General features: G+C 56.7%; 11 protein-coding genes. 6 read left to right on the forward strand and 5 right to left on the reverse strand.

Going from position 1 to position 15,428, the window contains the following annotated elements:
* Nucleotides 1–195: 195 nt before the first annotated feature.
* On the reverse strand, nucleotides 196–1,839 hold the full coding sequence (gene mqo / locus AC1D1M_RS27320; protein WP_477778086.1) for a malate dehydrogenase (quinone): 1,644 nt from the start codon (nucleotides 1,837–1,839) through the stop codon (nucleotides 196–198).
* A 429-nt stretch (nucleotides 1,840–2,268) separates the two neighbouring features.
* Here mqo and ilvD point away from each other — a divergent pair, with 429 nt between their 5' ends.
* Complete coding sequence (ilvD, locus tag AC1D1M_RS27325; RefSeq protein WP_477778087.1) at nucleotides 2,269–3,951, forward strand: dihydroxy-acid dehydratase; 1,683 nt, start codon at nucleotides 2,269–2,271, stop codon at nucleotides 3,949–3,951.
* A 207-nt stretch (nucleotides 3,952–4,158) separates the two neighbouring features.
* Here the strand turns inward: ilvD and AC1D1M_RS27330 are convergent, their stop codons facing one another.
* Nucleotides 4,159–4,809 carry a DUF2238 domain-containing protein gene (locus AC1D1M_RS27330; RefSeq protein ID WP_477778088.1) on the reverse strand — a complete coding sequence of 217 codons (651 nt, stop codon included), beginning with the start codon at nucleotides 4,807–4,809 and terminating at the stop codon, nucleotides 4,159–4,161.
* 158 nt (nucleotides 4,810–4,967) lie between these two features.
* Between AC1D1M_RS27330 and AC1D1M_RS27335 the strand changes: the two genes are divergently transcribed.
* Complete coding sequence (locus AC1D1M_RS27335) at nucleotides 4,968–5,399, forward strand: nuclear transport factor 2 family protein (RefSeq protein WP_477778089.1); 432 nt, start codon at nucleotides 4,968–4,970, stop codon at nucleotides 5,397–5,399.
* A gap of 131 nt (nucleotides 5,400–5,530) precedes the next feature.
* Here AC1D1M_RS27335 and AC1D1M_RS27340 read toward each other — a convergent pair whose 3' ends face one another.
* Entirely contained in the window at nucleotides 5,531–6,346 is an 816-nt protein-coding gene (locus tag AC1D1M_RS27340; protein WP_477778090.1) for a helix-turn-helix domain-containing protein, read from the reverse strand.
* 133 nt (nucleotides 6,347–6,479) lie between these two features.
* On the opposite strand from AC1D1M_RS27340, the gene AC1D1M_RS27345 reads away from it, so the two are divergent.
* Nucleotides 6,480–6,998 (forward strand): carboxymuconolactone decarboxylase family protein, encoded by a 519-nt coding sequence (locus AC1D1M_RS27345; protein ID WP_046040389.1) that lies wholly within the window; start codon nucleotides 6,480–6,482, stop codon nucleotides 6,996–6,998.
* 178 nt (nucleotides 6,999–7,176) lie between these two features.
* Here the strand turns inward: AC1D1M_RS27345 and AC1D1M_RS27350 are convergent, their stop codons facing one another.
* Together AC1D1M_RS27350 and AC1D1M_RS27355 are read right to left on the reverse strand one after the other, a co-directional pair.
* Complete coding sequence (locus AC1D1M_RS27350; protein WP_477778091.1) at nucleotides 7,177–8,265, reverse strand: polyamine ABC transporter substrate-binding protein; 1,089 nt, start codon at nucleotides 8,263–8,265, stop codon at nucleotides 7,177–7,179.
* A 54-nt stretch (nucleotides 8,266–8,319) separates the two neighbouring features.
* Nucleotides 8,320–9,621, reverse strand: a complete 1,302-nt coding sequence (locus tag AC1D1M_RS27355; protein WP_477778092.1) for an NAD(P)/FAD-dependent oxidoreductase — start codon at nucleotides 9,619–9,621, stop codon at nucleotides 8,320–8,322.
* A gap of 163 nt (nucleotides 9,622–9,784) precedes the next feature.
* On the opposite strand from AC1D1M_RS27355, the gene AC1D1M_RS27360 reads away from it, so the two are divergent.
* The 3 genes from AC1D1M_RS27360 to AC1D1M_RS27370 all read left to right on the forward strand — a co-directional run bounded on the left by AC1D1M_RS27360 (nucleotide 9,785) and on the right by AC1D1M_RS27370 (nucleotide 15,427).
* Nucleotides 9,785–10,672, forward strand: coding sequence for a LysR substrate-binding domain-containing protein (locus AC1D1M_RS27360; RefSeq protein ID WP_477778093.1), 888 nt, complete (start codon nucleotides 9,785–9,787; stop codon nucleotides 10,670–10,672).
* A gap of 381 nt (nucleotides 10,673–11,053) precedes the next feature.
* Nucleotides 11,054–12,634, forward strand: coding sequence for a DUF6531 domain-containing protein (locus AC1D1M_RS27365; protein WP_477778094.1), 1,581 nt, complete (start codon nucleotides 11,054–11,056; stop codon nucleotides 12,632–12,634).
* Between the two features lie 27 nt (nucleotides 12,635–12,661).
* Entirely contained in the window at nucleotides 12,662–15,427 is a 2,766-nt protein-coding gene (locus AC1D1M_RS27370; protein WP_477778095.1) for an RHS repeat-associated core domain-containing protein, read from the forward strand.
* Nucleotide 15,428 lies beyond the last annotated feature (1 nt).

Genomic DNA, 15,428 nt, shown 5'->3' on the forward strand with positions numbered 1-15,428 from the left:
TAACGCGTATTTACTGGCTAAACGCGGCGCTCTTGAGTCCATCGCGAGCAGGCTCGCTCCTACAACTAACTTCCTTAACTGAACAGCATTGGCGGCATAGAGAGGCCTTGTTCGAAACGATGTCTTTGTTGTCGCCCACAAAAAAGCCCACTGACCGTCGCCGGTTCAGTGGGCTTTGTTTGATTGGGCCTCTAATTACAGAGCCATATCACTCGCAGCATTAGCCTTCGGCGCTTTCGCATCAGTATCGACAGTCACTGGAGTCACAGCCGGTGCAATCACCGGTGGCGGAGTCAGCTGCAGCACCCTGGCGGTGTAGGCCCACTCTTCAGCGACTTTCTCAGGGTTGTTGTTCAGCTGAGTGCCGTAGCTCGGCACGATCTGGTGCAGTTTTGCCTGCCACTCAGGGGTCGCGACCTTGTCCTTGAACACTTTCTGCAGCACGGTCAGCATGATCGGTGCGGCGGTCGATGCGCCTGGGGAGGCGCCCAGCAGGCCGGCGATGGTGCCGTCTTGCGAAGCGACGATTTCGGTGCCCAGTTTCAGCACGCCACCGGCGGCTTCATCACGCTTGATGATCTGCACGCGCTGGCCGGCTTGCCACAGGCGCCAGTCTTCAGCCTTGGCGTTCGGGAAGTATTCTTTCAGGGCGTTCATGCGGTCTTCGTCAGACAGCATCAGCTGGCCTGCCAGGTACTCGACCAGCGGGTATTCCTTGATGCCGACCTTGGTCATTGGCCACACGTTGTGCGTGGTCGTGGTGGTCAGCAGGTCCAGGTACGAACCTTCTTTCAGGAACTTGGTGCTGAAGGTCGCGAATGGGCCAAACAGGATCACGCGCTTGCCGTCCAGTACGCGGGTGTCCAGGTGCGGAACCGACATCGGCGGGGCGCCCACCGAAGCCTTGCCGTAGGCCTTGGCCAGGTGTTGCTCGGCGATGGTCGGGTTCTCGGTCACCAGGAACGAGCCGCCTACCGGGAAGCCTGCGTATTCCTTGGCTTCAGGAATGCCGGACTTCTGCAGCAGGTGCAGGGCACCGCCGCCGGCGCCGATGAACACGAACTTGGCGTCGGTTTCGGTCTTGCTGCCGTCTTTCAGGTTTTTGTAGCTGACGCGCCAGCTGCCGTCTGCGTTCTTGGTGATGTCCTGCACTTCGCTGGACAGCTTCAAGTCGAACTTCGGCGTGGTTTGCAGGTGCGTAACGAACTGACGGGTGATTTCGCCGAAGTTCATGTCGGTGCCGAGCGGGCTCCAGGTGGCGGCGATTTTCTGGTTCGGGTCACGCCCTTCCATCATCAGCGGCACCCACTGCTTGATCACAGCCGGGTCTTCGGAGTACTGCATGCCGGCGAACAGCGGGCTCGCTTGCAGGGCTTCGTAGCGTTTTTTCAGGAACTTGATGTTGTCATCGCCCCACACAAAGCTCATGTGCGGAGTGGAGTTGATGAACGAACGCGGGTTCTTCAGCACGCCTTGCTGAACCTGCCAGGCCCAGAACTGACGGGAGATCTGGAACGCTTCGTTGATTTCAACGGCCTTCGGGATCGAGACCTTGCCGTTCTCGTCTTCCGGGGTGTAGTTCAGCTCGGCCAGGGCGGAGTGACCGGTACCGGCGTTGTTCCAGCCGTTGGAGCTTTCCTCGGCGACGCCGTCGAGGCGCTCGACCATTTCCATCGACATGCCAGGTTCCAGCTCATTGAGCCACACACCCAGGRTGGCGCTCATGATGCCGCCGCCAATCAGCAGTACATCGACTTTCTTGGCCTCTTGCGCGTGGACGGATGACATCCCCATCGACAAAGCCAGCCCCAGCAGGGCCGTGTTTACTTTCTTAAACATCTGTAGCACCTATGATAAAACGCCATCCGCCCTTCCATCCTCACGCGCACAGCCCCATGTTTCACGGCAGTCACGGGTGCGGCACTCAAGGATTGCAGGGTGGGCACACAAGGCCGATGAACCGCATCGACCCCACTTTAATGTCCCTTCTGAACTGACTTTTTATCTTTATTGGCTTCAGCTACTTGAGCGACAGTGATTCCGTCGGCACGTCTTGCGGACATGCAAACTGAATAGGTCAAACCAAGTTGGCGCGCAGAATATCACGACAAGGCTTACCCGCGCGTCTGTTCCCGACCGGATAGTCCGGGCCCGGGCGCCCGGCCTTCTATACTCATCCTGTTTTTCTCCATAAGTGTGAGAGGAACAGCCACGAGCGATAGGAACAGCCACGAGCGATAGGAACAGCCATGAGCGAAAGGAGCAGTCATGAGCGACAAAGACGATCTGCGCAAGTACTCCTCTCAAGTGATCGACGGCGTGGAAGCCGCACCGGCACGTGCCATGCTGCGGGCGGTGGGCTTTACCGATGCTGACTTCCAGAAGCCGCAGGTCGGCATCGCCTCGACCTGGGCCATGGTCACGCCCTGCAACATGCACATCGACAAGCTGGCGCGCGAAGCCGAAAAAGGCGCGAACGCTGCGGGCGCCAAGGGCGTGATCTTCAACACCATCACCATTTCCGACGGCATCGCCAACGGCACCGAAGGCATGAAGTATTCGCTGGTGTCCCGCGAGGTGATCGCCGACTCCATTGAAGTGGTGGCCGGTTGCGAGGGTTTCGACGGCCTGGTGACCATCGGCGGCTGCGACAAGAACATGCCGGGTTGCCTGATCGGCATGGCGCGGCTCAATCGCCCGTCGATCTTTGTCTATGGCGGCACCATCCAGCCGGGCGCCGGCCACACCGACATCATTTCCGTGTTCGAGGCCGTGGGCCAGCACGCACGGGGCGATATCAGCGAGATCCAGGTTAAGCAGATCGAGGAAGTGGCGATTCCCGGCCCCGGTTCCTGTGGCGGCATGTACACCGCCAACACCATGGCCTCGGCCATTGAAGCATTGGGCATGAGCCTGCCCGGGTCCAGTTCCCAGGAGGCCATTGGCGGCGACAAGGCCTCGGACAGCTTCCGCGCCGGCCAGCAGGTCATGGAGCTGCTCAAGCTCGACCTCAAGCCGCGCGACATCATGACCCGCAAAGCCTTCGAGAATGCGATCCGCGTGGTGATCGCCCTCGCCGGCTCGACCAACGCCGTGCTGCATCTGCTGGCCATGGCCAACGCCGTGGATGTCGAGCTGACCCTGGATGACTTCGTCGAGTTGGGCAAGATTTCCCCGGTGGTCGCCGACCTGCGCCCAAGCGGCCAGTACATGATGAGCGAACTGGTGGCCATCGGCGGCATTCAACCGCTGATGAAGCGCATGCTCGATGCCGGCATGCTGCACGGCGATGTGCTGACCGTCACCGGCAAGACCCTGGCGGAAAACCTCGCCGACGTACCGGACTACCCCGCCGGCCAGGACGTGATCCGGCCTTTCGACCAGCCGATCAAAAAGGACTCCCACCTGGTCATTCTGCGCGGCAACCTCTCGCCCAGCGGTGCCGTGGCCAAGATCACCGGCAAGGAAGGCTTGCGCTTCGAAGGCACGGCCCGGGTCTATCACGGCGAGGAAGGTGCGCTGGCCGGCATTCTCAATGGCGAAGTGCAGCCCGGCGAAGTGATCGTGATCCGCTACGAAGGGCCCAAGGGCGGCCCGGGCATGCGCGAAATGCTGTCGCCGACATCGGCGGTCATGGGCAAGGGGCTGGGCAAGGACGTGGCGCTGATCACCGACGGGCGTTTCTCCGGCGGCTCCCACGGTTTCGTGGTCGGTCACATCACACCGGAAGCCTTTGAAGGCGGGCCGATTGCGCTGGTCGAGAATGGCGACAGAATCATCATCGATGCTGAAACCCGGCAAATCACGGTGGATGTCTCCGATGCCGTGCTGGCCGAGCGCAAGTCGCGCTGGGTGCGGCCGCCATCCAAGTACACGCGCGGGGTGTTGGCCAAGTATGCGAAGACGGTGTCCAGTGCTTCGGAGGGGGCGGTGACGGATAAGTATCTTTAGGCCGCTGGTCCAGCGTTGTCTGGGCTATTGCCATCGCGAGCAAGCTCGCTCCCACAGTGGGTTGGATGTACTCAGCATTTGTGTACACCCCCCTGTCCCTGTGGGAGCGAGCTTGCTCGCGATGGCGTCCTGTCAGACAACCTCTACCTCAAAGCCTGAACCGAACCACCGACTGCGACAGCTGCCCCGCCGAAGCCATCTGCCCGATCACCTTGCCGTCGTCACCGCTTGCTTTTGCGCCATGCCACGCAAAGACACCAGCAACAGGCTGACAAACGCACCGGCGAGCGCGATAGCCATGTCCTTTTGCGAATCCCACGGATCGTTTTGCGCGCCGACAAAGGCATTCGCCGTGTCATTGCCCAGAAAGGCCCCGCCGATCCACTCCACCAGCTCATACAGGGCGGAGGTCGACAACATGACGTTCAGGGTCACGAAAAACAGCCAGAACCCGCGCAGCGGCGTCAGGCGCCACAGGACTTCACGCACCGGATAAACCAGCAGCAGCCCGTAGCTCAGATGCACCAGTCGGTCGTAGTGATTGCGGTGAATGCCTGACGCTTGCTCGAAGCTGAACCCGAGCCACGCCGAAGACCAGTGTTCGTAAGGCACCAGGGAATAGGTGTAGTGGGCGCCCAGTTCATGGACGCAGAGAAACGCAAACACCAGCGTGATCGACGTCGCAGACAAGCGGAACCAGCGAGAAACCGCCACCAGCGTCCCCACCAACAACAGCACCAGCAGGTTTTCCAGCGCCCAGTCCACCCGGCTGCGCGGAGAAAACCCCGACACCACGACAATCGCCAGAAACACCATGAGCAACGTCAGGTCGTGCCGTAAACGCTGGTTCGGCTGCATGACTGCAATACCTCGAAGTCAGGGCATCGCCCCTTTAACTTCGAGGCAAGGCTGCCAGGCAAGTTCGCTTTTTTCCTCCAGCGCATGATACGTTGTACGATGACTGACAAATATTCGCCCAGTCGTCGCGCTACCCCTACAACAACAAGGAAACACCCATGAAAAAAGCAAAAATGCTGATCGGTTTTCTGTGCCTGTTCAGCGGCTACGTCGCCGCCACCCCGGCTGCCGCGGACAAGGACGTGGCCCAGGCGGTCGACCATCTGACCCAGGCCATGCTGCACAAAGACATTCCGGAGCTGAACGCCTTGACCGCCGAGAACCTGACCTACGGGCATTCCAGCGGCAAGATCCAGGACAAGCAGACCTTCATCGCCGATATCGAAACCGGCAAAAGCGCGTTCAAGACCCTGGAGATGCAAAACCAGACCATTACCGTCTCCGGCGATGTCGCGCTGGTCCGTCACCACTTCTCGGCGCAAGCGCTGAAAGGCACTGAAGTGGTGCCAACCGAAATCGAGAACTTCCAGATCTGGCAAAAGCAGGACGGTAAATGGTTGTTGGTGGGACGGCAGGCGTTCAAGTTCTGATGCACAGCTAAAACCATCACTGTATCTGTGGGAGCGAGCTTGCTCGCGATGACGGAGTGTCAGTCGCCATATTAGGTGTCTGACACACCGCTATCGCGAGCAAGCTCGCTCCCACAGGGTTTTCGGGTGAATCAACTACCTTTCCACTCCCTGGGACTGAGCCCGGTCTTGCGCCGAAACGCCCGGGCCAGCGCCGAGGGACTTTCGTAGCCGACCTCCTCGGCGATCAACGCAATCGGTCGACCTTCGCGCAGGCGTTTCTGCGCCAGGCTGATGCGCCAGCTCACCAGGTAATCCACCGGCGTCTGCCCGACCACCCGGCGAAAGTGCTCGGCGAAACTGGCCCGCGACATGTTGGCGGCGACCGAGAGCTCGGCCACGCTCCAGGCCTTGGCCGGGTTTTCGTGCATCAGGCTCAGGGGCCGCGCCAGGCGCGCATCGGCGAGGCCGGCCATCATGCCCGGTTGCTGGCCAGTGGTGCTCAAGATGTGCCGCAGTAACAGAATCACCAGCAGCTCGAACAGGCGATCCATCACCGCTTCGCGTCCGCACGTACCGTCAAACGCCTCGTTGAACAGCCATTCCAGGGTCCCGGCCAGGGTCGGGATTTCATCGAGCTTGAGCACCAGATAATCCGGCAGCGCCGCCGCCAGGGCATTGCCCGCTCCGCCGTCGAAATCCAGGGTCGCGCACACCAGTTGCGTGCCGGACGCTTCAGACGCGAACAGGCGATGTCGATAGGGCCGGGGGAAAAAGATCAGGCTCGGTTCGGTCAGTTGCAGGTCCGGCTGGTCGCCCATCTTGAGCAGCAACTCGCCCGCCTGAAGCAGATGCAAATGGCCGCTGGCCTGTTGGCCGTCGTAGGCCGCGGTGCCGCAGAACGTACCGCTATGGAAGGTGCCGGCATTGACGCCGAAGTGTGTGAGCAACGTAGACAAGCGATCCATGACAGGCTCCCGGAAGCAGTTCTGGACGATCTGTCGCATATCCTCGACGATTTGCACCCAATACGCCAGACCTTCTCCCTAACATGAGCTCCGTACCCAGCGCATTCCGCGCCTTACACCACGGAGTATCACCATGACCCGCATTGCCCCGATCAGCCTGGAACACGCCACCGATGCCACCCGCCCGCTGCTGGAAGGCGTGCAGAAGAAAATCGGCTTTCTGCCCAACCTGTTCAAGGTACTGGCCCACGCCCCGGCGGTGCTGGCCTCGTACTTGCAAAACTCGGCCGCACTGGGCAAGACATCCTTGAGCGCCACGGAAAAAGAAGCGGTGTTCCTTGCCACCTCGCAGGTCAACGGCTGCGACTACTGCCTGGCCGCTCACACGCTGTTCGCCAGCAAGGCCGGGCTGTCGGGCCAGGACATTCTCAGCGCACGTCAGGGTGAGCTCAACGCCTATGCCACCCTCGCCCGCCAAGTCACCGAAAGCCGTGGTCACCTGACGGTCGAACAGATCGCCACAGCCCGTGCTGCCGGCATCGATGACGGCAAGATCATCGAAGTGATCGCCCACGTGGCCTCGCAGACATTGACCAACTACCTGAACAACGCAGCGTTGACCGACATCGACTTCCCGGCCATCGACGCCTGAGCCGATCCAGCGAAAAACCTTCCTGAAACAACCTGCTGAAGCGCATCGAAACCTGTGGGAGCGAGCTTGCTCGCGATGACGGAGTGTCAGTCGACATTTTAGGTGTCTGACACACCGCTATCGCGAGCAAGCTCGCTCCCACAGTGATTGTGCTCAAGTGACAGATGTACGCACGACGTTAGGTATTGGTTTTCAGCTTCGTCCACAGCCGCGTGCTGAGGCGTGCAATAGCCGCGGGCAAGTCCTCGACGGTAAACAGCTTGTCCATCAAGGTTTTCGGCGGATAGATCGCCAGGTCCTGCTTCACCGCCGGGTCGACATAGGCATCCGCCGCACTGTTGGGGTTGGCGTAGTGGATGCTGTTGCTGATGTTGGCAATCACCTTCGGCTCCAGCAGGTAGTTCATGTAGGCGTAACCGTTCTTCTCATGCGGCGCGCTCTTGGGCATGACCACCATGTCCAGCCACAAGGTGGAACCTTCGTCCGGGATCGAGTAGGCAATATCGATCCCGTTTTTCGCCTCCTTTGCACTGGCGGCGGCCTGCACGATGTCGCCGTTGAAACCGATCACCGCGCAGACGTTGCCGTTGGCCAGGTCGCTGATGTACTTGGACGCGTGGAAATACTGGACGTAAGGCCGGATCTTCAGCAGCGCCTGCTCGGCTTTCTTGTAGTCGGCAGGCTCATGGCTGTGGGGCGGCAGGCCCAGGTAATTGAGGGTGATCGGCAGGATCTGTGTCGGGTTGTCGATGATCGCCACGCCACACTCGCTGAGTTTCTTGATGTTGTTCTCGTCGAAAAACAGGCTCCAGGAACGGGTGACATCGGTATTGCCGAAGATCGCCTTGATCTTCTCCACGTTGTAGCCGATGCCCGCCGTGCCCCACATGTAGGGGTAGCCGTACTGGTTGCCCGGATCGTTGACCTCAAGTTTCTTCATCAGCGCCGGGTCGAGGTTTTTCCAGTTGGGTAACTGGCCCCTGTCGAGTTTCTGGATGGCGCCGGCCTTGATCAGGCGCGACAGGAAATGGTTCGACGGGCTGACCACGTCATACCCGGTGTTGCCGGTCATCAGCTTCGATTCCAGCACTTCGTTGCTGTCGTGGATGTCGTAGGTCGCCTTGATCCCGGTGTCCTTGTTGAAGTTGACCAGGGTGTCGTCGGCGATGTAGCCGTTCCAGTTGGAAATGTTGACGGTTTCGTCGGCATAAGTGGCGACGGAAAAGGTCGAGATCAGGGCCACAAGGGAAAGCGTATTGACGCGCATGTTGAATCACCTTCGATGGGAAGTGCTTTTGTTCTTGTTGAGAAACGGGTGTTTTCAGATTTCGCTTCTGGCCCGGACCGTTTCCACGCGCATACGCAGCATGGCACCGATGTCGAGCAAGGGCTTGGGCGGCAGCCAGCCGGGGTGCGCCCGTTGAATGACCGAGTGCATCAGCGGCGACTCATGACCCGAGGCCAGCTCCGCCAGCAAGCGGCCCCACAGCGTGCCCCGCGCCACGCCGGAACCATTGCACCCGGCCACAGCGAAAACGCCCTCCTCGACTTTGCCGAAATACGGCTGCCCGGAACGCGAAGCGCTGAGATGGCCGGTCCAGGTGTATTCGATGTCCTGCTCGCCAAGCATCGGGAAACGCCGTTGCAACCCCAGCACATGGTGTTGGCGGCGGGTCGACAATTCGCTCAATGACAGATCCCGCGAGCGGTATTCCGCAGTATTGCGGATCATCACCCGGCGATCCGGGGTCAGGCGCACGGTGGCGCCCAACGGGCGGGTCGACAGCACGCCCCAGGGCGCCGGCGCACCGAGGGCCTTAAACTCTTGATCGCTGAGCGGCCGCGTGAGGCTGGCGCTGAGCTCCATCGCAAATGTGCCGCTGTCATCGATGCCCGAGCGAGGGATAAAGGCGTTCAGGCAGACCAATACCTGTTTGGCCTCGACACAACCGTTTTGGCCCCGGGCGCGAATTTGGCCGTTGCCCAGGCGCTCAAGCCCTGTGATATCGGTGTTCTCGTAGACCGTCACTTTCGCCGGCAGGGCATCGAGCAAGCCCCGAACGTACTTCGCCGGTTGCAGCAGCGCATTGCCGTTGCCGCACCAGATCGCGGCGCGGTAGTGCCGGCTGCCGAGTTTCTCGATCAACGACTCGCCCTGCAGAAACTGCGCGCTGGCGCCAACGGCACGCAAGGTCTGCAACTTGGCCTCGACCTGGGTCAGCTTGCGTGGATCGCTGACGGCAAAGAAATAGCCCGACTCCCTGAAATCGCATTCGATGCCATGGCGGGCAATCTGCTTGCGGACTTCGTCGGCGGCTGCGCGGCCGATAGCCGTATCCACTTGATACCCGGCGAACCCGTCGCTACCCAGTAGCTCGCCAGCGGCGGGATGCTCATGGGCCACCACGAAACCGGAGTTGCGCGCCGATGCCCCCTGCGCAGCCCGCTGGCGGTCAACGACCACGATGCGTGCCTGGGGGTGCATTTGCGCGAGAGCGTGCGCCGCACTGAGACCGGTGATGCCGGCACCGATCACCAGCCAGTCGGCTTGCTGCGTGCCTTTGAGCGGGTCGCGCAAGGGGGAACTCCCCGCTTGCGCAATCCAGCCACAGATATTTTCCATGTGTCACCTCAGATTCTTGTTCTGCGAACCGCCTCGACCCAAAGCAGCACTGCATGCAAAATTTGCATAAGCTGTTTTCGAGGACGGTGGCAATGACTAGAATCTAAAGGCTCCAAACACGGGCAACCAACGTTATTAAATCATCGAGGCATTCTGAAAACGCATGAGTAAGATTCGCCACGTGCCCTCGCTGCAGGGCTTGCAAGCCTTGATCGAGGTTGCCGGGTCGGGTAGCTTCACCCAGGCGGCGCAAAAGCTCTGCCTGACCCAAAGCGCCGTGAGCCGACAGATCCAGCAACTGGAGAGCCACTTTGGAGTGGCGCTGTTTGTCAGGAGCAGCCGCAGCCTTCAACTGACCGCCGAGGGCGAACAGGTACTGGCCAGCGCCCGCAGCATCCTCGAACAGTTGCGCAGCCTCGAAGACCGGCTTGCGCCGCAAAAGCGCCCGTTCCGCATTCGCATGCACGTGTCACTGGCGGTGCGCTGGTTGCTGCCCAGGCTGAGCGAGTTCTACCGGCATCACCCGGACGTATCCCTGGCAATCGAAACCGTGGCCACCGAAGTGGTCGAGCCGGCCAGTGACAGCGACGCCTACATTCTCTATCTGCCCGAGCCGGTCACGGCGCCCGATTGCCTGACCCTGTTCGAAGAGGCATTGGTGCCTGTATGTGCGCCAGGGCTGGGCACCCCGACCCGGCCATTGGCTTCACTGGAGGATCTGTCGGGGTTCGCCTTGCTGCACCGCTCTTCCGATCAACATGACTGGCAGGTCTGGCTGTCAGCCCATGGCGGCAAGGCGCTGCATGACTATCGGCACATTCCCTTCAACCTCGACGAACTGGCGCTCGATGCCGCCGCCCGTGGCCTGGGCGTGGCGATGACCGACATGACCCTGGCGGGAGAGTCGATTCAACGGGGAGAACTGGTGATTCCGTTCGGTGAGCCGTTGAAGACTCGGGGGATTTACTCGTTGTGTCTGCAACCTTCGGCGGTATCGCATCCGGCGTGCGCACCGGTGATGCAATGGTTCACCGCACAAGCCACTGCATGACCCTGTAGGAGCGAGCCTGCTCCAGGTGGCGCTCCGACGATTGCGGTGTGATCAGACAACAGTTTGATGTTGAAGCGGCCACCCCTTTCGCTCTCCACCCGCAAAACTGCACTTAATACAGCTGAACTTCATCTCACGCACCCGCGTTGGAAGTTACTATTTAAAAAAGCACCACTCGAATACCTACACACTTAAAATACACTCACTCTTTCCAACCGTACTTTCACCCCTACCAGACATCACCATTAAATATATTGAATCGATTAATCGAAGATTTTTATCGACCTTTTTAAATACAATCCACTCACATAAAAACCCTACAATACATACCGCAACAAAACATCAAACCCAATGAAAACTTGTGCCGCAAGGAGTGCTAGCATGCACCGAAACATTTTTCGACTTTCAACCACGCTACTTACAATATATGCTTTTCTATTTTCTGATTCATTAAAAGCCGAAAATGGCTGGATTGGTTATACTTGGAGAACCCCACCCCAACCCGATATTATATCCGCCTGCCGGGCAGTAGCAGAGATAGTATATTCACCACCTTCTTGGCCTCACCCACAGGAAGATATCAAGAAAGAAACCATCCGCATCACGAATATGCGATACCAATTTGTTAACCCTGTAATGGCTTACTGCTCAATACAGCTACGAAGCTCATTCTTTCCGTACGACTTCTATCCGCGGCAAATAACCGTATATAGGTACGGCGTGCGATGCGTTGCTGGAAAGTCATTTAATCCAGGGACAGGTGCATGCGACGCAATGACTGGAGAGATCGATAGAAAACAGCTAGGCATCCCACCATTTCAAAGTTGCGATTCAAACACTTTCACTGGAAACCCGATAAACTACGCAACAGGAAATAAATTTCAGGTCGAGCATGATTACACTGCCTCAAGCGGCTCACCATTGACCCTGGAGAGACATTACAACAGTAAAGAAGGTATTTGGAGACACTCATATTCCCAGCGCCTATTTATAACTTCTGACAAGGTAGTCATGAGGCAAGATGATGGCAGACAGATCAACTTCACTCGCTCAGGCGATGTGACGACCCCAGAATCAACAGAGCTAGGGCACCTGACTCTACTCGAAAACGGAAATTGGTTTGAGTCAACTTGGACCTATACGTCCTCCAACAATGAAAAATTAGTATTTGATTATCAGGGAAAACTAATTTCAAAAAACAACTCCCTCGGCCAGAAGGTAATGATCAGCTACTCAGGGGATGCAGTAACCTTGACAGACGAGTACGGAAAATACTTGACATTAAAAGAATACGGGCTAGGCCAGCCACTTTCTGTAGAGAACCAAGATGTGAAAATTACCTACTCCTATAATGATCATGGACAGTTAAGCTCTGTCAGCATCAAATATCAGGGCGACGAAACCACAGAACACAGGACCTACTTATATGAGGTCAGTACGAACTCAAACCTCCTCACGGGCATGGTGGATGAAAGAGGGGTACGCTTTGCAACTTGGAACTATGACGAGCAGGGTCGTGCCATATCAAGTGAACATGCCAATGGAGCCTATAAAAAAACCATTACATATAACATTGATGGATCGACTTCCGTCACCAACGAACTCGGAAGAACAACAATTTATAAATTCGAAACCACTCAAGGCGTTAAGAAAGTAACATCCATTACTGGCCAGCCATCAAGCAATTGCCCACTTAGCAATTCAACTCTTTCCTACAATGACCGCGGCCAGATTTCCGAGAAAACCGATGCATTAGGGAATATTACTGTCTTTCATTACAATAATAGAGGATTGGAGGTTAGTCGCACTGAAGCCAGTGGCACACTACTCGCCCGAACAACTATTACCGAATGGGACCCTTCACGCCATTTAAAAACAAAGGTAATCGAACCCAGTCAAACCAAGCTTTACACCTACGATGACAACGGAAGGCTCTCAAGTAAACAGGTCACCTCAAACTGAGCTTCCAAATTTTAGAAGGATCTAATCATGTCATTTCCTGCGTCTTGCCTTGGCACTCTTTCTGTGTTAGTGGCTTGCACATCGGTAACACTGCGTGCATCTACCGATAGTACGATTAATTACACTTACACGGCCTTTGGTCAAGTCGCCAGCATCGATGGGCCGCGAATCGACGTGGCCGACGTCACGCAATATACTTATGACGCTCAAGGTAAATTGAACACAATTATCAACGCGCTCGGCCAAGTCGTCGCTCTATCTAATTTTGATAGCCAGGGACGGCCGCAAACAGTTACTGATCCCAATGGGGTTGTAACTACATTTACGTACACCCGGCAAGGCTGGCTGGCCTCCAGCAGTACGGCTGACTCTACCACTCAATATGTTTACAACGCAGTCGGCGACCTCATTCGGATCACCGCTCCAGATGGCAGCTTTCTAGCTTATACCTATGACGATGCTCGTCGCCTGACAGGTGTAACCAATGCCTTGGGGGAGAGCCGGAGCTATACCCTTGATGCAATGGGCAATCGCACGGTAGAGCAAATCAGGGATGCCAGCGGTGCTCTGACACATCAACAGCAACGTACCTATGACGAACTAGGGCGTTTACTGAATCATGTCGGAGCTAGCGGCCAAACAACCCGATATGCCTACGACCTCAACAGCCAGTTGACTCAACACACCGATGCCCGCAGTAACGCCACCAGTCAGGTATTTGACGCCTTGGGTCGGGTCACTCAAGTGACGGATCCACTCGGTGGAATCAGTGAGCTGACTCACAATACGGACGACAAACTCACCCAGTTTGTGGATCCGCGCGGAGTAACGACGCAGTACGTCTATGACAATCATGGTCGGGTCATACAGGTGCAAAGCCCGGATAGTGGCACTTCATCCTTTACCTACGACAACAGCGGAAACCTCACTCAGAAAACCGACGCCCGAGGTGTAATCAGTACGTACCAATACGACGCACTGAACCGCCTAGTCGCCCAGCACTATCCGTCAAACCCAGCGCTGGACGTGCTATACACTTACGATCAAAGTGCCGCTGATAATAAAGGTATAGGGCGTCTTACCAGCATTCAGGATGCCAGTGGCACAGCCTCTTACAAATATGACGGACGCGGACTGCTCATCGCAAAGGAGAGTATCCTGAACCTGAATGAGATCAGCGTGAGGATCCCTCAGAGTTTCACCTATGACAGTATTGGACAGCTGACGAATCATAACTACTCTGACGACATCGCACTGAACTACGCTCATGATGTCGCGGGTCAAATCAGTGCGGTAAGTGTCGTTTTTATGGGTAAAACATTTTCTATCGCCAGCAATATCGGTTATGCCCCCTTCGGCCCAGTGTCGCAAATGACCTGGGGGAATGGTATGTCGTTGACCCGCACTTACGATCAGAACTACCAACTCACCACCCAAAGCGTCGGCACGTGGCAGAATCAATACAGGCATGATTCGGTGGGCAATATAATCGACAAAAAAAACAACCTCTGGGGGGCGGTGCAGTATCAATATGATGCTCTTAACCGCCTGACGCGGGAGCAGACAACCAACACCCATAAGGACTATTTCCTCGATGCTGGGGGCAATCGCACCCTGCGCACTACAACCGATCTCATAACCGGCGACATCATCGATTCTCAGTACACTACCGTGGCAGCGGACAGCAACCAACTCGAGACCGTTAACGGGTTTGCACTCTCCTATGATGCCGCTGGCAATGTGAAACAATACAGCAATGGATTGAGTTACACCTACGACGACAGCGGGCGGATGAACGCGGCTTATCAAGCGGGGACACAAAAAATGGCGTCCTATGCTTATAACGCAAAAGGCCAAAGAAGCATCCAAATCAACTATGACCCTATGAGCGGTGCAATCATTAGCGGTAGCGTCTACCTCTACGGACTGGCGGGAGAACTGATCGGACAGACGGATTACAATCCTATTGGTCAACAAACGTTGACCTACTATTGGATCTGGCTTAAGGGCATGCCTATCGCACAATTTAAGTTAACTTACAACCAAGGCTCTTATGCTGACAGCGAACTAGTCTACCTTCACCCGGATCACTTGAATACACCACGACTGGCAAGTACGGATCGAGTGGTGTGGAGTTGGGTGAGTGATGCGTACGGCGACGCGGCGCCGAATGAGGATGTAGACGGAGACGGAGTTATCACCCGCATTCCATTGCGATTCCCTGGTCAGTTTTATGACGCGCAAACACTGCTCAATTACAACTACTTCAGGGATTACGACCCGCAGACCGGGCGCTATGTGGAAAGTGATCCGATTGGGCTTAACGGCGGGCTAAATACTTACGGATATGTTTATGCAAACCCGATTAAGCTTATAGACCCATATGGATTGGCAGTAGGATTTGATGACTCTCCCGGTAGCGCAGCTTTAGAAAAAGCTTATGACGAGGTAAGAAAAACAAAACATGGGGAGGAAATTTGTAGGAAACTGGAGGAGGCCCCCAACTACTATCTGATCACATCGAAAGACTCTCATAACTCCGCTTGGTATGAAGGCAAGGTTCGGGCAATTAGAATTGACCCGAACTATAGTCCCATGACGAATACAACCCAAGGTGATCAACGTGCCAATACGACCACAATCATGGCACATGAGGTTGGACATGCGGCAACCAAGACATGGGATGATGGGGCAAACCAGATGAACAATGTGAATGCCAACGAGAACCCAGTGAGAAGAGAGCTTGGCCTTCCAGAAAGAACTACTTATGAATACAAGTCATGCGGATGCTAAA

The sequence above is a fragment of the Pseudomonas sp. P1_F7 genome (assembly GCF_056405655.1).

Bases quoted from the DNA above. Each gene is read 5' to 3' on its own strand.
- AC1D1M_RS27330 (WP_477778088.1), bottom strand. From the start codon at position 4,809: ATGCAGCCGAACCAGCGTTTACGGCACGACCTGACGTTGCTCATGGTG.
- AC1D1M_RS27350 (WP_477778091.1), bottom strand. From the start codon at position 8,265: ATGCGCGTCAATACGCTTTCCCTTGTGGCCCTGATCTCGACCTTTTCC.
- AC1D1M_RS27370 (WP_477778095.1), top strand. From the start codon at position 12,662: ATGTCATTTCCTGCGTCTTGCCTTGGCACTCTTTCTGTGTTAGTGGCT.
- AC1D1M_RS27360 (WP_477778093.1), top strand. From the start codon at position 9,785: ATGAGTAAGATTCGCCACGTGCCCTCGCTGCAGGGCTTGCAAGCCTTG.
- AC1D1M_RS27355 (WP_477778092.1), bottom strand. From the start codon at position 9,621: ATGGAAAATATCTGTGGCTGGATTGCGCAAGCGGGGAGTTCCCCCTTG.
- AC1D1M_RS27335 (WP_477778089.1), top strand. From the start codon at position 4,968: ATGAAAAAAGCAAAAATGCTGATCGGTTTTCTGTGCCTGTTCAGCGGC.
- ilvD (WP_477778087.1), top strand. From the start codon at position 2,269: ATGAGCGACAAAGACGATCTGCGCAAGTACTCCTCTCAAGTGATCGAC.
- AC1D1M_RS27340 (WP_477778090.1), bottom strand. From the start codon at position 6,346: ATGGATCGCTTGTCTACGTTGCTCACACACTTCGGCGTCAATGCCGGC.
- AC1D1M_RS27345 (WP_046040389.1), top strand. From the start codon at position 6,480: ATGACCCGCATTGCCCCGATCAGCCTGGAACACGCCACCGATGCCACC.
- AC1D1M_RS27365 (WP_477778094.1), top strand. From the start codon at position 11,054: ATGCACCGAAACATTTTTCGACTTTCAACCACGCTACTTACAATATAT.